Here is an 18,379-nt window from a genome sequence, read left to right on the forward strand (position 1 = left end):
CGAGGGAGGATCGACGATGGTGGCGCTCGGCAACGGCAATCTGGCGGAAATCTCGAAGACGGCCGACGTGCCGGCCTATGACCGCGGCGCGCTGACGCCCGGCATCGCGCATTTCGGCGTCGGCAATTTCCACCGCGCCCATCAGTGCGTCTATCTCGACGACCTGTTCGCGACCGGCGCGGACCACGACTTCGCCGTCATCGGCCTCGGCGTGCGCCCCGAGGAGAAGGCGGCCTTCGCCGACCTCACGGCGCAGGACGGCCTCTACACCGTGACCGAGGTCGACGAGGGCGTGCGGCGCACGCGCGTGATCGGCTCGGTGGTCCGCCTCGTCGAGCCGGGCGACCGCGCCGCCACGATGTCGGTCCTCACCGACCCCGCGATCCGCATCGTCACGCTGACGATCACCGAGGGCGGCTACTACCTGTCCGGCGACAAGCCGAACCTCGACCATCCCGACCTTGCTGCCGACGCCGCCGACCTATCCGCTTCGCGCACCGTCTTCGGCCTGATCGTCTCGGCGCTCGCCGAGCGGCACCGGGCCGGCATCGCACCCTTTACGGTGCTCTGCTGCGACAACCTCCCCCACAACGGCGACCTGACGCGCAAGCTCGTGACCGGCCTCGCCCGCAAGGCCGACCCGGCGCTCGCCGACCACATCGAGACGGCCGTCGCCTTCCCGAACTCGATGGTGGACCGCATCACGCCCGCCACGACCCCGGTGCAGGCCCAGTCGCTGCGCGACGAGACCGGCATCGAGGACAAGCGCCCGGTCTTCTGCGAGCCCTTCATCCAGTGGGTCATCGAGGAGAACTTCTGCAACGGCCGCCCGGCCCTCGAGACCGTGGGCGTCACCTTCGTCGAGGACGTCACGCCCTACGAGCTGATGAAGCTGCGCATCCTGAACGCGGGCCATGCGACCATCGCCTATCCGGCGGCGCTCCTCGGCCTGACCTATGCCCACGACGCCATGCGCGACGACCTCGTCCTGCGCTTCTTCCGCGATGTCGAGGAGAACGAACTTCTGCCGACGGCGCCTGGCATCGAGGGCGTCAGCCGCGAGGACTATCTCGCCACCGTGACGTCGCGCTTTGCCAATCCGGCGATCGCCGACACGCTGCGGCGCCTCGCCCTCGACGGGTCCAACCGCCAGCCGAAGTTCATTCTGCCCTCGGTGCGCGAGCGGCTGGCTCGCGGCGAGGACATCTCGGGGCTCGCGCTCGTCGGCGCCCTGTGGTGCCGCTACTGCTACGGCACGCTGGAGGACGGCACCGACATCGAGCCGAACGATCCGAACTGGGACGCGCTGCAAGCGGCTGCGCGCGCCGCCAGGGACGAGCCCCGGCGCTTCCTGGAACAGCGCGACATCTTCGGGGATCTGGCCGAGAACCCCGTCTATGCCGAGGCCTTCTCCGGCCACCTGAAGGCGCTGTGGCGCGACGGCGTGCGCCCGGTTCTGGAAGGATACCTCGCCCGCCGCGCAGGCTGATGCTCGGGCCGAAAGGCCCGTTTCAGCCGCGGAATCCGAAGGGCCGGACCTCATGGAGGTCCGGCCCTTCGTCGTTTCGGTTGGTCGCCAGCCCGATCGGCCGACGGAGCGGTCAGGGGAAGAGGATGGCGACGGCCAGCGTCGTGCCCGCGGCCAGCATGGCCAGCGCGGTCAGGTTCACGAAAACGGACACCATGGTCTCGATGCGCACCGGAATCTCTCCTCGTAGTCGGCAATTCGATCCTACAACGGCCTTGTTTCGGCCCGGTTTCATCAAATTGCTGAATTCGCCATTCCCCTCGAAATCCACAGGGAAACGGCAGCCGGACGCATCAACACGGGCGTGTGAGAAATCGAGTTGACAGACGCCCGGGTTTCGAACTTGTATGAGTTATTGCGGATCAGACGACCGCAAGGGCGGTTTCCGGCACGGCCGGACCCGCTCGCCGGCTCGGGAGGCCGGTTCGGATTCAGGCCGGCAGCGGTCCGGCTTCAGGGAGGAAGAACATGGGTAAGTTGGGCAAGCTGGCTGCGGCCTTGGCTTTGGCGACCGTGATGGGCGCGCCCGCCTTCGCGCAGGGCGGCATGGTGGTCGGCTTCTCGCAGGTCGGCTCCGAATCGGGCTGGCGCGCGGCCGAGACCGCGGTCACCAAGCAGGAAGCCGAGAAGCGCGGCATCGATCTGAAGTTCGCAGACGCCCAGCAGAAGCAGGAGAACCAGATCAAGGCGATCCGCTCCTTCGTGGCGCAGGGCGTCGACGCGATCCTGCTCGCCCCGGTGGTCGCGACCGGCTGGGATGACGTCCTCGAGGAAGCCAAGGAAGCCGAGATTCCGGTCATTCTTCTCGACCGCAACATCGAGACCACCGACGATTCGCTCTACCTCACCGCCGTGACCTCGGATCAGGTCCACGAGGGCAAGGTCGCCGGCGACTATCTCGTCGGTCAGGTCGGCTCCAAGCCCTGCAACGTCGTCGAGCTCCAGGGCACCACGGGCTCCTCGCCCGCGATCGCCCGCAAGAAGGGCTTCGAGGAGGCTCTCAAGGGCCACGACAACATCAAGCTCACCCGCTCGCAGACCGGCGACTTCACCCGCACCAAGGGCAAGGAAGTCATGGAAAGCTTCATCAAGGCCGAGAACGGCGGCAAGGACATCTGCGCTGTCTACGCCCACAACGACGACATGGCGGTGGGCGCGATCCAGGCGATCAAGGAAGCCGGCCTGAAGCCCGGCTCCGACATCATGGTCGTCTCGATCGACGCCGTGCCCGACATCTTCGCCGCCATGGCGGCCGGCGAGGCGAACGCCACGGTCGAGCTGACGCCCAACATGGCCGGCCCCGCCTTCGACGCGCTGGAAGCCTACAAGAAGGACGGCACCGAGCCGAAGAAGTGGATCCAGACCGAATCGAAGCTCTATACGCAGGCCGACGATCCGAAGGCCGTGATGGAATCGAAGAAGGGCCTCGGCTACTGAGCCGATCCGCCTGACGGGCTTCGTCCCGTCCGTTCGATCAGCCGCGCCGTCGCCTCCAGGGGCCGACGGCGCGGTCCTTTCGGGGCGAGACGGCCGCCGCGCGTTTGGCGCCGGCGGGAACGGACCGCCCCCGGCTCCCCCGATCCGAGCGACGCCATGCCCCACGACCTTCTGGCCATCCGCGGCCTCACCAAGACCTTTGCCGGAATGACGGCGCTCGACGGGGTCGACCTGACGCTGCGCGCGGGCGAGATCCACGCGCTTCTCGGCGAGAACGGCGCGGGCAAGTCCACCCTCATCAAGACGCTGACCGGCGTCTATCGCCGCGACGGGGGGCGCATCCTTCTTGACGGCGCCGAGATCCACCCGGCCGACAGCCGGCAGGCGCAGGCTCTGGGCATCGGCACCGTCTATCAGGAGGTCAACCTCCTGCCCAACCTGTCGGTCGCCGAGAACCTGTTCCTCGGACGCCAGCCCACCCGCTTCGGCTTCACCGACGGGCGCGCCATGCGCCGCCGCACCGCCGAGCTCCTGCGAGCCTATGGGCTCGAGGTCGACCCGTCCGCCACGCTCGGGCAGCTCTCGGTCGCCGTGCAGCAGCTCGTCGCGATCATCCGCGCCGTCGACATTTCCGGCAAGGTTCTGATCCTCGACGAGCCGACGGCCAGCCTCGACGCGGCCGAGGTCGAGCTCCTGTTCTCCGCCATGCGACGCCTGCGCGACCAAGGCATGGCGATCGTCTTCGTCACCCATTTTCTCGACCAGGTCTTTGCCGTCTGCGACCGTGCGACGGTGCTGCGCAACGGCCGCCTCGTCGGCGAGCGCGCGATCGCCGAGACCTCGCGCATGGACATCGTCACCATGATGCTCGGCCGCGAACTTGGCGAGGCCGTGCACCACGCCCCGCCCGCACGGGAGGCGGCCGGCGAGCCGCGCGTCGCCTTCCGCAATTTCGGCCGCCGCCGCAGCGTCGAGCCGTTCGACCTCGCGATCCGCCCAGGCGAAGCGGTGGGTGTCGCCGGCCTTCTCGGCTCGGGTCGCACCGAGACCGCGCGCCTTGTCTTCGGCGCCGACCGCGCCGACACGGGCGAGGCGATCGTCGACGGCAAGCCGGTGCGGCTCGTCAATCCGCGCGCCGCGATCCGCGCGGGCTTCGGCTACTGCCCGGAGGAGCGCAAGGTCGAGGGCATCGTCGGCGACCTGTCGGTGCGCGAGAACATCATCCTCGCCCTCCAGGCGCGGCGCGGATGGGCAAAACCACTGTCGATGCGCGAGCAGGTGCGCATCGCCGACCGCTTCGTGAAGGCGCTCGATATCCGCACCACCGACATCGAGAAGCCGATCCGCCTCCTGTCCGGCGGCAACCAGCAGAAGGCGATCCTCGCCCGCTGGCTCGCCACCGAGCCGCGCTTCCTGATCCTCGACGAGCCGACCCGCGGTATCGACGTCGGCGCCCATGCCGAGATCGTCCGCCTCATCGAGAAGCTCTGCGAGGACGGCATGGCGATGCTCGTCATTTCCTCCGAACTCGATGAGATCACGACCTACGCCTCGCGCGTGCGCGTCCTGCGCGACCGTCGCCACCTCGGCGACCTGACCGGCGAGGACGTCTCGCCGGGCGCGATCATGCGCACCATCGCCGGAACGCCGTCCGAGGAGATGCGCCCGTGACCCTCGCCCGCCTCCGCTCCGCCCTGCCGCAGCTTCTCGCCCTCGCTTTGGTGCTCGGCGTCAACGCCCTGGTGTTTCCCTCCTTCTTCGACCTTACGGTGCGCAACGAGCGCCTTTACGGCCCGCTGATCGACGTCCTCAACCGCGGCGCACCGGTGATGCTGCTCGCGATCGGCATGACGCTCGTCATCGCCACCAAGGGCGTCGATCTCTCGGTCGGCGCCATCATGGCGATCTCGGGCGCCGTGGCCGCGACGCTGACGGTCGCGGGCGTGCCGGTTCCACTGGTGATCCTCGCCTCGCTCGGCGTCGGCCTCGTCTGCGGCCTGTGGAACGGCATCCTCGTCGCCGTCCTCGACATCCAGCCGATCATCGCGACCCTGATCCTGATGGTCGCCGGGCGCGGCATCGCGCAGCTCGTCACCTCGGGCTTCATCGTCACCTTCAACGACCCGACGCTCTTCTTCATCGGCTCGGGGTCCTTCCTGTTCCTGCCGATGCCGGTGGTGATCGCGCTGGTGATGGCGGCGCTGGTCATCCTTCTCGTCCGGCGCACCGCGCTCGGCCTCCTGATCGAGGCGACCGGCATCAACCGCCGCGCCTCCGCGCTAGCCGGCATCGACGCCAAGGCCGTCCTGATCGCGGCCTACATGACCTCCGGCCTCTGCGCCTCCGTCGCGGGCATCATCGCGGCGGCCGACATTCGGGGCGCCGACGCCAACAATGCCGGCCTCTGGCTCGAACTCGACGCGATCCTCGCCGTCGTCATCGGCGGCACGTCCCTGATGGGCGGACGCTTCTCGATCCCGCTGGCCCTCGTCGGTGCGCTCATCATCCAGGCGATGAACACCGGCATCCTCCTGTCGGGCTTCCCGCCGGAGATGAACCTCATCCTGAAGGCGGTCCTGATCGCGCTGATCCTCGTCCTGCAGTCGCCGGCCATGGCGCGCTTTACCAGCCTCCTGACGGCCCGCCGCGCCTCGGCGCCCGGTCCGGCCGCGCCGACGGGCGCCAATCCCCGCAAGGTCTGATGCCGATGAACGCGCGCTTCCTGCCCCTCGCCATCACGATCGCCGTCTTCGCCGTCGCCTTCGCCCTGTCGACGGTCCAGTTCCCGGCGATGCTCTCGACTCGCGTCGTCGCCAATCTCCTGACCGACAACGCCTTCCTCGGCATCGTCGCGGTGGGCATGACCTTCGTCATCCTGTCCGGCGGCATCGACCTGTCGGTCGGCTCGGTGATCGCCTTCACCGGCGTCTTCCTCGCCGTCACCATCCGCGATGGCTACCACCCCTATCCGATGATCGCCGCGATCCTCGTCATATCGGCCCTCTTCGGGGCGCTGATGGGGGCGATGATCCACTATCTCGAGACGCCGCCCTTCATCGTCACGCTCGCCGGCATGTTCCTCGCGCGCGGCGGCTGCTATCTCCTCACCACCGAATCCGTGCCGATCGACCACCCGGCCTTCGACGCGCTGAAGCGCATCTACTGGACGATCCCGACCGGTGGTCGCCTCAGCTTCGTCGCCATGGTCATGCTCGGCGTCTTCGCCGTCGGCATGCTGATCGCCCACAAGACGCGCTTCGGCACCTATGTCTACGCGCTCGGCGGTGACCGAACCTCTTCGGAACTCATGGGCGTGCCGGTCGCCCGCGTCACCATCGGCATCTACGCCCTGTCGAGCCTCCTTGCCGGCGTCGCGGGCGTCGTCTTCGCGCTCTACACCTCGTCCGGCTATTCGCTCGCGACCGTCGGCGTCGAGCTCGACGCGATCGCCGCGGTCGTCATCGGCGGCACGCTTCTGACCGGCGGCGTCGGCTTCATCGCCGGTACCTTCGTCGGCATCCTGATCTCGGGCCTCATCCAGACCTATATCGTCTTCGACGGCACGCTCTCGTCCTGGTGGACCAAGATCGCCATCGGCATCCTCCTCTTCGCCTTCATCACCCTCCAGCGCGGCCTGACGAAACGCACCAGCTTGGCCGCCGCAGCATGAGGGGATGGCAGGGGCGCCGCCCCTGCACCCCGCCAGGGGACATGATGTCCCCTGGACCCCTCCTCACTCGAAGAGTGTCCAAAGACAAAGGGGGCCGCCGGCCCCCTTTGTCTTTGGAAAGATCGTCAAATGAAAAGAAGGGTTCGGGAATTCTTTTCCGAGCGGGGACCGGGGCGGCAGCCCCGCTATCCCTACCCCTCCGCCGAGAACGCCGCGAAGGCGGCCATGTTGACGATGTCGATATCGGTCGCGCCGAGCTTGACGATCTGCACCGGCTTCTCGAGGCCGACGAGGACGGGGCCGAGCACCGTCGCCTCGCCGAGTTCCTGCACCATGCGGGTCGAGATCGAGGCCGAATGGAAGGCGGGCATGACGAGGACGTTGGCGGGCCCGGTGAGACGGCAGAACGGGTAGAGCGCCATCAGCTCGGGGTTGAGGGCGACATCGGCGCCCATCTCGCCGTCGAACTCGAAGTCGACGCTGTTCTGCGCGAGCAGCGCGACGGCCTCGCGCACGCGCTCGGACCGCTCCGACGCCGGATGGCCGAAGGTCGAGTGCGCAAGGAAGGCGACGCGGGGGTCGTGGCCGAGCTTGCGGGCGAAGCGCGCAGCCTCCGTCGCGATGCGCGCGAGCTGCGGCGCGGTCGGCATGTCATGGACGGCTGTGTCGGCGACGAAGGTCGTGCGCCCTTTTGAGATCACGATCGAGATGCCGATCACGGCGCGGTTCGGCTTGGGGTCGATGACGTGGCGCACGTCGTCGAGCACCACCGAATAGTTGCGCGTGAGGCCCGACACCATCGCGTCGGCGTCGCCGAGCGCCACCATAGCGGCCGCGAAGTGGTTGCGGTCGGTGTTGATCAGGCGGTGGCAGTCGCGCTGCAGGTAGCCGTGGCGCTGGAGCCGGCCGTAGAGATGCTCGGAATAGGCGCTGGTGCGCTCCGAAAGCCGGGCATTGTTGATCGAGATCCCGTCCTTCAGCTCGACGCCGGCAAAGCGCGCCGTCTCGCGGATGCGGTCCTCGCGGCCGACGAGCACGGCCTGACCGAGCCCCTGCGTGACGTAGTTCGTCGCCGCCCGGATGACCTGCTCCTCCTCGCCTTCCGCGAAGACGACCTTGCGCGGACGCTGGCGGAGCGTGGCGAAGATGTTCTGGAAGGTGCCGGCGGTCGGGTCGCGGCGCGAGGCGAGCTGGTTGCGATAGGCGGTCCAGTCCGCGATGTCCTTGCGTGCGGCGCCCGATTCCATCGCCGCGCGCGCCACGGCTTCCGGGATGTGGGTGATGAGGCGCGGGTCGAAGGGCGCGGGGATGATGTAGTCGCGGCCGAACTTCGGCCGGCCGGAGCCCTTGTAGGCCGAGGCGACGGCATCGGGGACGTCCTCGCGCGCGAGCGCCGCAAGAGCCTCGGCCGCCGCGATCTTCATCGCGTCGTTGATCTGCGTCGCGCGCACGTCGAGCGCGCCGCGGAAGATGTAAGGAAAGCCAAGGACGTTGTTGACCTGGTTCGGGTAGTCCGAGCGCCCGGTCGCCACGATCGCATCGTCGCGGATGGCATGTGCTTCCTCCGGCGTGATCTCGGGGTCGGGATTGGCCATGGCGAAGATGATCGGATTGTCGGCCATTGAGCGGACCATCTCGGCCGTCAGCGCGCCCTTGGCCGACACGCCGAAGAACACGTCGGCGCCGCGCATCGCCTCCTCCAGCGTGCGCGCGTCGGTGTGGGCGGCGTGCGCCGACTTCCACTGGTTCATGCCGTCGGTGCGGCCCTGGTAGATCACGCCCTTGGTGTCGCACAGGATGACGCTGTCGTGCGGCACGCCCATCGCCTTGACGAGCTCGACGCAGGCGATGCCCGCCGCTCCCGCACCGTTGCAGACGAGCTTGATGTCCTTCATCTCGCGCCCCGTGAGGTGCAGCGCGTTGATGATGCCGGCGGCCGCGATGATCGCGGTGCCGTGCTGGTCGTCGTGGAAGACGGGAATGTCCATCAGCTCGCGCAGGCGCTGCTCGATGATGAAGCACTCGGGAGCCTTGATGTCCTCGAGATTGATGCCGCCAAACGACGGGCCGAGGTAGCGCACGGCGTTGACGAAGGTCTCCGGATCCTCGGTGTCGACCTCGAGGTCGATCGAATCGACATCGGCGAAGCGCTTGAAGAGGACCGCCTTGCCTTCCATCACCGGCTTGGAGGCGAGCGGCCCGAGATTGCCGAGCCCGAGGATCGCGGTGCCGTTCGAGATGACGGCGACCATGTTGCCGCGCGTCGTATAGTCGAAGGCGCGAGCCGGGTCCTCGGCGATCGCCTTCACGGGCACGGCGACGCCCGGCGAGTAGGCGAGACTGAGGTCGCGCTGGGTCGCCATCGGCTTCGTCGGCGCGATCTCGAGCTTGCCCGGCCGACCGTCGGCGTGGAAGGCGAGCGCTTCCGCCTCGGTGGTGCGGATGCCGCTGCGTCGCGTCGTTTCGGCCATGGGGAACCCTCGCTGGATGGGCCGGCTCAGCCTGCCGACCGGGGGGCCGTTGTTTCGCGTCGGCCCGGCCGCGTCAACGGGTCCGGCATGCGGCAGTGCAGCGAATCCCCGTCGGCGCAGGGCTTTGCGGAAGGGCCGTGCACGACGCTGGGGTAAGGCGAGCCGGAGCCGCCGAACCTGTCGCCAAAACGAAAAGGGAGAGACCTGGGACGACAGGTCTCTCCCCGAAACTGGAGGCAGGTGCGAAGGGGCCGAAGCCCCTTCGGTCTTGCGATCGGATTAGAAGTTGCGCTGGAAGCGCAGGAAGCCGTTGACCTGGTCGGTGTCACCGATCGGGCCGCCGAAGTCGACGTTCCGGTAGGAGACTTCGGCCAGCGTCGCGAAGTTGTTCGTGATCTGGTAGCCGACGTTGCCGACGAACGAGTAGTACTCGCCGGAGAGATCGACCGGGATGACGGTGCCGATCGGGCTGAGGGCGAAGAAGCGGGTGTCGAAGGTCTCACCGTACTGACCGGAGACCGCGAGACCAAGCTTGCCGAACGCCTGGGCGTAACCGGCGCCAGCGGCCCACTCGAGGAAGATCGGCAGCGAGCCCGGGGTCGGGTTCAGGATGTTCGGGTTGTTCGCGGCGAAGGTGTTGACCGTCGCGAGGCCCGAGATCGACGAGTAGACCGTCGGGTCGAAGGCGTAGTGACCTTCGATCTTCAGCTGCGAGCCAGCCGCGATCAGGTCCTTCAGGAGCACGCCGCCCTTCAGAGCGAAGGCGTCGTTGTTGCCGTCCTCGAGGAGCGTCGGGAAGTTGCCCGCGAGCGTCACGAAGTTGAAGTTGTTGCCGAAGGCGGTGCGGAGATCTTCGCGGTTGAAGGTCTCGTCGTAGACGGCCGAGATGTAGGCACCACCGAACGCGCCCGAGTAGACGAGCTTGCCGTGGATGTCCGGAACCACGTCGCCGGTGCCGTCGTCCTCGAGGCCGATCGAGGCCGAGAAGCCGGCGAGGGCGAAGGTGTAGGACACCTGGTTGGTGTTGAAGTCGCCGACCACGAGGTCGGTATCGGTCAGAAGGCCGTCCTCGATGCCGCCGATGTTCGACGACCACATCGTGTCACGGTAGCCCATGAGCAGGCCGCCGAGCTGGATGTAGGCCTGGTCCATCGCCACGCCGTTGTTGGCGCCCGAGGTGTTGGTCGCCTGGAGACGGGCGAAGGCGCGCAGGGTGCCGAGCTCGGTCTCTTCGCGAGCGTCGAAGTTCAGACGGGCGCGGACGCGGCTGGCGAGCTGGTAGTCGTCGCCTTCGAGGTTGACGGCCGGGTCACCGGCGACGTTCACCTGGAAGCGGACGTAACCGCCGACCGAAAGGCAGGTCTCGGTGCCCGGGATGTAGTAGAAGCCCTTGCCGTAGACGTCGCAAACGCGGACGTAGTCGACCGGCTCCGGCTCGACGGCCACGATGGCGTCGGCAGCGCGAGCGCCGGAAACAGCGACGAGAGCCGCAGCGGAGCCAAGAAGTACTTGGTGGAAAACGTTTTTCATTGTCCCGGACAAATCCTGGTTGAAGGCTAGGCAGCCCTTGCGGCGGCTACGCCTCACGAATGGCACCGAAGATGTTTGGACACAATTTAAAAACGCCAAGACCCCTTCCCGGATAGACGCTCAGACACATCGTTGTGCCGTTTTAGCCACATTTCGACTGCAGATATGGCTATTACTACTTACAGTAAGGACGTCTTACCATATTGCGCCGCGGTATATTCTTCGAGTAGCGGGCGATGCACCATCAGTTCGTGACAGCCGCCGCAACGAGAGACGCCGGCCGCATGTCGCGGCCGGCGTTCCGATCTGCGTCGATGTAGAGTGTCCGGGACGGACTGCCGATGAGGGCTCAGTCCCGCGTCGGCACGTAGTTGAGAACCGGCCCGAGCCAGCGCTCGACCTCGGCCGTCGCCATCCCCTTGCGGCCGGCATAGTCCTCGACCTGATCGCGCTCCACCTTGGCGACGCCGAAGTAAAAACTGTCCGGGTGCGCGAAATAGAGGCCGGAGACCGAGGATCCCGGCCACATGGCATAGCTCTCGGTGAGCGTGACGCCGGTCTGGACTTCCGCGTCGAGCAGGTTGAACAGCGTCACCTTCTCGGTGTGGTCGGGCTGGGCGGGATAGCCCGGCGCCGGGCGGATGCCGGCATAGGGCTCGCCGATCAGATCCTCGGGGGCGAAGGCCTCGTCCGGCGCATAGGCCCAGAGTTCACGCCGCACCACCTCGTGCATGCGCTCGGCGAAGGCCTCCGCGAAGCGATCGGCCAATGCCTTCACCATGATGGCCGAGTAGTCGTCGTTGGCCTTGGCGAAGCGGTCGGCGATCGCCTCCTCCTCGATGCCGGCGGTGACGACGAAACCACCGAGATAGTCGGAAAGGCCCGTCTCCTTCGGCGCGACGAAGTCGGCCAGCGCCACGTTCGGCCGCTCGCCGCGCTTGGCGAGTTGCTGGCGCAGCGTGAAGAAGGTCGCGAGCTCCGTGTTGCGCGCCTCGTCGGTAAAAAGGCGCACGTCGTCGCCGATCGCGTTCGCCGGCCAGAAGCCGACCACCGCGCGCGGCCGGAACCAGCCTTCCGCAACGATCTGCGACAGCATGCCTTGCGCGTCGTCGAAGAGCTGGCGCGCGGCCGCGCCCTGCGTCTCGTCGTCGAGGATCGCGGGATAGCGCCCCTTCAGCTCCCAGGTCTGGAAGAACGGCGTCCAGTCGATATAGCGGGCGAGATCGGCAAGATCCCAGGTGTCGAAGGTGCGCGTGCCGAGGAACGAGGGCCTCACCGGCCGGAAGCCCGCCCAGTCGATCGGCTGGCGGTTGGCGCGCGCCTTTTCGAGCGGCAGGCGTTGCTTCTCCGCCTCGGCCTCGGCGTGCTTCACCGCCACGCGCTCGTATTCGGCGCGCACGCCGGAGGCATAGGCATCGCGCCCCTCGGGCGACAGGAGGCTCGAGACGACGCCGACCGCGCGGCTGGCGTCGGTCACGTAGACCGTCTGCCCCTTGCGGTAGCGCGGGTCGATCTTGACCGCGGTGTGGACACGGCTCGTCGTCGCCCCGCCGATCAGGAGCGGCACGTCGAAGCCCTCGCGCTCCATCTCGCTCGCGACATGCACCATCTCGTCGAGCGAGGGCGTGATCAGGCCGGACAGGCCGATGACGTCGACCTTTTCCGTCCTGGCGGTCTCGAGAATCTTGGCGGCCGGCACCATCACGCCGAGGTCGATCACCTCGTAGTTGTTGCAGGCGAGCACGACGCCGACGATGTTCTTGCCGATATCGTGGACGTCGCCCTTCACGGTCGCCATCAGGATCTTGCCGGCGTTCTTGCGTTCGCCCCCGCCCGACAGGCGCTTCTCCTCCTCCATGTAGGGAAGGAGATGCGCGACGGCCTGCTTCATCACGCGCGCGGATTTGACAACCTGCGGCAGGAACATCTTGCCGGCGCCGAAGAGGTCGCCGACCGTGTTCATGCCGGCCATCAGCGGCCCCTCGATCACATGGAGCGGCCGCTCGGCCTTCTGCCGCGCCTCTTCCGTGTCTGCGTCGATGAACTCGGTGATGCCGTTGACGAGCGCGTGAGCCAGCCGCTCCTCGACCGTGCCCTCGCGCCAGGACAGGTCCTTGGCCTTCGCCTCCTTGCCGGCGGTGCCGCGATAGCGCTCGGCGATCTCGAGCAGCCGCTCGGTCGGGTTCTTGCCGTCCCGCCCCGGCCGGTCGAGCACCACGTCCTCGCAGGCGTCGCGAAGGTCGGGGTCGATGGAATCGTAGACCGCGAGTTGGCCCGCGTTGACGATGCCCATGTCCATCCCGGCCTGAATGGCATGGTAGAGGAAGACCGCGTGCATCGCCTCGCGCACCGGCTCGTTGCCGCGGAACGAGAAGGAGAGGTTCGACACGCCGCCCGAGATATGGGCGTGCGGCAGCGTTTCCCGGATCGTGCGCGTCGCCTCGATGAAGGCGACGCCGTAGCCGTCGTGCTCCTCGATGCCGGTCGCGACCGCGAAGACGTTGGGGTCGAAGACGATGTCCTCCGGCGGAAAGCCGTTCTCGGTGAGGAGCTTGTAGGCTCTTGAGCAGATCTCGACCTTCCGGGCGAGCGTATCCGCCTGCCCCTCTTCGTCGAAGGCCATGACGACCACGGCCGCGCCATAGAGGCGGCAAAGGCGTGCGTGATGCAGGAAGGCCTCCTCGCCCTCCTTCATCGAGATCGAGTTGACGATCGGCTTGCCTTGCACGCACTGCAGCCCGGCCTCGATCACCTCCCACTTGGAACTGTCGATCATCACCGGCACGCGGGCGATGTCGGGCTCCGAGGCCACGAGGTTGAGGAACTCGACCATCGCGGCCTTCGAGTCGATCAGGCCCTCGTCCATGTTGACGTCGATGATCTGCGCGCCGTTCGCCACCTGGTCGCGCGCGACGTCGAGCGCGGCCGCGTAGTCGCCCGCGGTGATGAGCTTGCGGAACTTCGCCGAGCCCGTGACATTGGTGCGCTCGCCGACGTTCACGAAGGGAATGTCCTTCGTCAGCGTGAAGGGCTCGAGGCCCGACAGGCGCATCATCGGGGTGGACTTCGGAAGGCCGCGCGGCTTGAGGCCCGCGACCGCGTCGGCGATGGCGCGGATGTGCTCAGGCGTCGAGCCGCAGCATCCGCCGACGACGTTGATCAGCCCTTCCTCGGCAAAGCCGCGCACCTGTCGCGCCATCGCGTCGGGCGTCTCGTCGTACTGGCCGAACTCGTTGGGGAGGCCGGCATTCGGATAGGCGCAGACGAAGGTGTCCGCGACGCCCGAGATCTCGGCGAGATGCGGGCGCATCGCCTCGGCGCCGAGCGCGCAGTTGAGGCCGATGGTGAAGGGCTTGGCGTGGCGCACCGAATGCCAGAAGGCCGTCGGCGTCTGGCCGGACAGGGTGCGCCCCGACAGGTCGGTGATGGTGCCGGAGATCATCACCGGGAGGTAGACGCCGGCCTCCGCGAACACTTCCTCGGCCGCGAAGATCGCCGCCTTGGCGTTCAAGGTGTCGAAGATCGTCTCGATGAGGATGATGTCGGAGCCGCCGTCGAGGAGACCGCGCACCTGCTGGGCGTAGGCGATGCGAAGTTCGTCGAACGTGACGGCGCGGTAGCCGGGATTGTTGACGTCGGGCGAGATCGAGGCGGTGCGGTTGGTCGGGCCGATCGCGCCCGCCACGAAGCGCCGGCGCCCGTCCGCCTCCTCGGCGCGCATGGCCGCGCGGCGCGCCACGGCGGCGCCCTCGCGGTTCAGCTCGTAGACCACCGCCTCCATCTCGTAGTCGGCCTGCGCGATCGTGGTGCCTGAGAACGTGTTGGTCTCGACGATGTCGGCGCCGGCCATCAGGTAGGCGAAGTGGATGTCCTCGATGGCCTTCGGCTGCGTCAGCACCAGGAGGTCGTTGTTGCCCTGGAGGTGGCAGCGGCAGTCGTGGAAGCGATCGCCGCGGAAATCGTCCTCCTGCAGGCCGAGCCCCTGGATCTGCGTTCCCATCGCGCCGTCGAGGATCAAAATGCGCTCGGAGGCCGCCTTGCGCAGCGCCGTCCAGACGTCGTCGCGCGGCTGCGTGACGCGGGAGGCGAAGAGCGTGTCGAGGGTGGAACTCATGGGAAGCACCTCAAGGCCGGGGCGCGGCCGCACCACATATAAGGATGTCCTTATATGATTTGACCGGCCGTGGCGAGGCATCGCCGTCGCCGGTCTTCCCAGGCTCGATCGGCGGCCCGCGCCGATGGGACGACACCCCGCAAACCGTTGTGCGGCAGGGGTTAGGCTGGAACAATTCCAAAACAAAACATTTGCTGACTTTTTCGTGAAGGATTATGGGGAGCCATCGGGCGAGGCCCGGCGCATTCATCGAACACCGCTGGGGTCCGACCATGCTCGTCCCGTTCCTCATCATGCTCCGCGAGGGGCTGGAGGCCGCCCTGATCGTCGGCATCGTCGCCGGCTACATTTCGCGCAGCGGCCGCGGCGCCTGGATGCCGGCGGTCTGGTCGGGCATCTTCCTTGCCGTCGCGCTGTCGCTGTTCGTCGGGGCCGGGCTGCAGCTGGCGAGCGCGGAGTTCCCCCAGCGCACGCAGGAGCTTTTCGAGGCTGTCGTCGGTTTCGTCGCCGTCGCGATCCTCACCTCGATGGTGCTGTGGATGCGCAAGGCGGCGCGTTCGCTCAAGACCGAACTCCAGGGCTCGATCGAACAGGCGCTCGGCGGCACGCGCGCGCAAGGGCTGGCGCTCGTCGGCCTCGTGTTCTTCGCCGTCGCGCGCGAAGGCCTCGAGTCGGTCTTCTTCCTTCTCGCCCTCTTCCAGCAGAGCCCCGGCGCCTCGGCTCCGCTCGGCGCACTTCTCGGCGTCGTCGTCTCCGCCCTTCTTGGTTACGCCATCTATGCCGGCGGCGTACGCCTCGATCTCTCGCGCTTCTTCCGCTGGACCGGCGTCTTCATCCTCGTGGTCGCGGCCGGTCTCCTCGCGGGCTCCCTGCGCCATCTCCACGAGGCCGGCATCTGGAACGCGCTGCAGACGACGGTCTTCGACCTGACGCCCGTCCTGCCGGTCGACAGCGCGCTCGGCAGCGTCCTGTCGGGTCTCTTCGGCTACATGGCCGATCCCAATGTGGGCGAGCTTCTGGCCTACGTCGCCTATCTCGCTGTCGCGTTGCGGCTGTTCCTCCGCCCGGCCGGGGTGCCCGTGCAGGCGTCCGCCCGCCCCGCCGCCGCGCTGCGCTGAGGTCAGTCCGATGACCGCCGTTTCCCCCGCCCCCGCCTCTCGCCGCGCCCTTCGCTGGGGAGCCGTCGCGTCCGCCGGCCTGATGGTCGCGGGCCTCGGGGCCTTCGCCTATGCCTCGCAGGTGGCCGCCCGCCGGGCGCCCGGCGGCGACGCCGTGACGGTGACGCTGCGCGGCGACGCCTGCCAGCCGAACGCCCTGACGGTTACGGCCGGTCGCGTGAGCTTCCGGATCGTCAACGAGACCGAGCGCGCCGTGGAATGGGAGATCCTCGACGGCGTGATGGTGGTGGAGGAGCGCGAGAACATCGCGCCCGGCCTGTCGCAGACGCTCGGCGCACGCCTGAAGCCCGGCGAATACGCGATCACCTGCGGCCTCCTGTCCAACCCGCGCGGGCGCCTCGTGGTCCTGCCGTCCGGGAACGGCGCACCAGTCGAGGCACCGCGCCTCGTCGCCTTCGTGGGGCCGCTCGCCGAGTATCAGGTCTTCACGCAGATGCAGGCGCGCGACCTCCAGCGCGCCGTGGCAGCGCTCGACGCGGCGGTGCAGGCCGGCGATCTCGCCAAGGCTCGCGAGCTTTATTCGCAGGCGCGCGCGCCCTTCGAGCGCATCGCGCCGGTGGCGGAACGGATCGGGGATCTCGCCGACCGGATCGATCCCGTCGCCGCCTATCTGGCCGCGCGCGAGGCGGACGGAGGCTTCACCGGCTTCCACCGCCTGGAATACGGCCTGTTCGCCAAGAACTCGCTCGCTGGCCTCGAACCGGTGTCGAAGCAACTCGTTGCCGACGTCGGCGCCCTGCGCGAGCGGCTGCGCGCCCTGAAGACCGGCCCTGCCGACATGACCGACGGCGCCGCGCGCGCGTTGCGCTCGCTGGCCGACACCACGGACGGCGGCGGCGAGAACGTCTACGCCCGCACCGATGTCGCCGATATCGCGGCCCGCGTCGCGGGCGTCGAGAAGATCGCAGCGCTCCTGAAGCCCGTCGCGGTGGATGCGGCCCCCGCGCCCTTCGGCGCCGTGGAAGCGCAACTCCAAACGTTGAAGACCGATGTCGCGGCGATCGCCGGCACGGGTGCCGCGCCCTCCTTCGACGCCGTGCCGGCGGCGGCGCTTGCCAAGCTGGCGACGGATGCGCGGGCCCTTGCGGAGGCGATCGAAACCCTTGGTGGTGCCATCGGCCTCGGGCAGGACGACGCATGAGCGACGCCGGCAAGGGCGGCTGCCCCGCCTTCGTCACCGACCGGCGCCGCCTGCTGAGGGGCCTTGCCGGGGGAGCCGCCGCCTCGATTGCCGGCATCGGCGCTGCGCGCGCGTCGGAGGCCGAGGTCGCCGACGCACCGCACAGCGAGGCGGCACGCCGGAGCCAGCCGTTCCACGGCCCGCATCAGAGCGGCATCGTCACGCCCCGTCCGGCAGCCGGCATGGTGGTCGCCTTCGACACGCTGGCTGAGACGCCGGACGAGGTCGAGCGCCTGTTTCGCACGCTCACCGAGCGCTTCCGCTTCCTGATGGCGGGCGGCCCGGTGCCGGAACTCGACCCGAAACTTCCGCCCGCCGATTCCGGCATCCTCGGCCCCGTGATCGCGCCCGACAACCTGACGATGACCCTGTCGCTCGGGCACAGCTTCTTCGAGGACCGCCCGTGGCTGCGGCCGCTGCGGCCGCGATGCCTCCAGCGCATGACGCGGTTTCCCAACGACGCGCTCGACCCGGCGCTGTGCCACGGCGACCTGTCGATCCAGATTTGCGCCAACACGCCCGACGCGACGATCCACGCGCTGCGCGACATCATCAAGACGCTGCCCGACCTTCTCGTGATCCGCTGGAAGCAGGAGGGCTCGGTGCCGATCCTGCCGCCAAGCCCGGACGGGCGCGAGGAAAGCGCCCGCAACTTCCTCGGCTTCCGCGACGGCTCGGCCAACCCGGATTCGCGCGATGCGAGCCTGATGGACGCGCTCGTCTGGGTGGGCACGGGAGCCGACGAGCCGGCCTGGGCAGAGGCAGGCACCTATCAGGCCGTGCGCATCATCCGCAATTTCGTGGAGCGCTGGGACCGCACGCCGCTCAGCGAGCAGGAGGCGATCATCGGCCGGCAGAAGCCGAACGGCGCGCCGCTTGGCCATCCCGGCACGGAAGCCGACGTGCCGGACTTCGCATCCGACCCGGACGGTACGATCACGCCGTTGGACGCCCATATCCGGCTTGCCAATCCGCGCCGGGCGGACACCGAGAAGAGCCGCATCCTGCGACGCCCGTTCAACTATTCGAACGGCATCACCCGGAACGGCCAGCTCGACCAGGGCCTCCTGTTCATCGCCTACCAGGCCGACCTCGACGAGGGCTTCATCGCCGTCCAGCGCCGCCTCGATGGCGAGCCGCTGGAGGAATACATCAAGCCCGTCGGCGGCGGCTACTTCTTCACCCTGCCCGGCGTGCGGGACGAGGACGATTTCCTCGGCCGCCCCCTGCTCCGGGCGGCATCCGACCTGAAAGCCTGACGACGGAGACCC

The 18,379-nt window shown here is 68.2% G+C and carries 11 protein-coding genes; 8 read left to right on the forward strand and 3 right to left on the reverse strand.

The features are described from left to right. Window positions 1–16 precede the first annotated feature (16 nt). The 5 genes from ACLNGM_RS21560 (at window position 17) to yjfF (ending at window position 6,635) form a co-directional block, all read left to right on the forward strand. Window positions 17–1,489, forward strand: a complete 1,473-nt coding sequence (locus ACLNGM_RS21560; protein ID WP_416356508.1) for a mannitol dehydrogenase family protein — start codon at window positions 17–19, stop codon at window positions 1,487–1,489. A gap of 507 nt (window positions 1,490–1,996) precedes the next feature. Next, the gene (gene ytfQ / locus ACLNGM_RS21565; RefSeq protein ID WP_416356509.1) at window positions 1,997–2,965 is read left to right on the forward strand and encodes a galactofuranose ABC transporter, galactofuranose-binding protein YtfQ; all 969 of its coding nucleotides are present in this window, start codon (window positions 1,997–1,999) and stop codon (window positions 2,963–2,965) included. Between the two features lie 156 nt (window positions 2,966–3,121). Further along, window positions 3,122–4,636 carry a sugar ABC transporter ATP-binding protein gene (locus tag ACLNGM_RS21570; protein WP_416356510.1) on the forward strand — a complete coding sequence of 505 codons (1,515 nt, stop codon included), beginning with the start codon at window positions 3,122–3,124 and terminating at the stop codon, window positions 4,634–4,636. Beyond that, complete coding sequence (locus ACLNGM_RS21575) at window positions 4,633–5,667, forward strand: ABC transporter permease (RefSeq protein ID WP_416356511.1); 1,035 nt, start codon at window positions 4,633–4,635, stop codon at window positions 5,665–5,667. Before ACLNGM_RS21570 ends, ACLNGM_RS21575 begins: the two co-directional genes overlap by 4 nt. A gap of 5 nt (window positions 5,668–5,672) precedes the next feature. Continuing rightward, a complete protein-coding gene (gene yjfF, locus ACLNGM_RS21580) occupies window positions 5,673–6,635 on the forward strand; it encodes a galactofuranose ABC transporter, permease protein YjfF (protein ID WP_416356512.1) in 963 nt (320 codons plus the stop codon). A gap of 191 nt (window positions 6,636–6,826) precedes the next feature. Here yjfF and ACLNGM_RS21585 read toward each other — a convergent pair whose 3' ends face one another. The 3 genes from ACLNGM_RS21585 to metH all read right to left on the reverse strand — a co-directional run bounded on the left by ACLNGM_RS21585 (window position 6,827) and on the right by metH (window position 14,750). Beyond that, entirely contained in the window at window positions 6,827–9,106 is a 2,280-nt protein-coding gene (locus tag ACLNGM_RS21585; RefSeq protein ID WP_416356513.1) for an NADP-dependent malic enzyme, read from the reverse strand. Between the two features lie 279 nt (window positions 9,107–9,385). Then, window positions 9,386–10,636 (reverse strand): porin, encoded by a 1,251-nt coding sequence (locus ACLNGM_RS21590; protein WP_090965546.1) that lies wholly within the window; start codon window positions 10,634–10,636, stop codon window positions 9,386–9,388. A gap of 349 nt (window positions 10,637–10,985) precedes the next feature. Next, entirely contained in the window at window positions 10,986–14,750 is a 3,765-nt protein-coding gene (gene metH / locus ACLNGM_RS21595) for a methionine synthase (protein ID WP_416356514.1), read from the reverse strand. A 272-nt stretch (window positions 14,751–15,022) separates the two neighbouring features. On the opposite strand from metH, the gene efeU reads away from it, so the two are divergent. The 3 genes from efeU to efeB are packed head-to-tail and all read left to right on the forward strand — an operon-like array spanning window position 15,023 to window position 18,367. Continuing rightward, on the forward strand, window positions 15,023–15,868 hold the full coding sequence (gene efeU / locus ACLNGM_RS21600; RefSeq protein WP_416356515.1) for an iron uptake transporter permease EfeU: 846 nt from the start codon (window positions 15,023–15,025) through the stop codon (window positions 15,866–15,868). A 10-nt stretch (window positions 15,869–15,878) separates the two neighbouring features. After that, window positions 15,879–17,069 (forward strand): iron uptake system protein EfeO, encoded by a 1,191-nt coding sequence (gene efeO / locus ACLNGM_RS21605; RefSeq protein ID WP_416356516.1) that lies wholly within the window; start codon window positions 15,879–15,881, stop codon window positions 17,067–17,069. Continuing rightward, a complete protein-coding gene (gene efeB / locus ACLNGM_RS21610; protein ID WP_416356517.1) occupies window positions 17,066–18,367 on the forward strand; it encodes an iron uptake transporter deferrochelatase/peroxidase subunit in 1,302 nt (433 codons plus the stop codon). Before efeO ends, efeB begins: the two co-directional genes overlap by 4 nt. The last annotated feature ends 12 nt before the right edge of the window (window positions 18,368–18,379 follow it).

The organism is Aureimonas phyllosphaerae (genome assembly GCF_047943035.1).
In the GTDB taxonomy this organism is placed as follows: domain Bacteria; phylum Pseudomonadota; class Alphaproteobacteria; order Rhizobiales; family Rhizobiaceae; genus Aureimonas; species Aureimonas phyllosphaerae.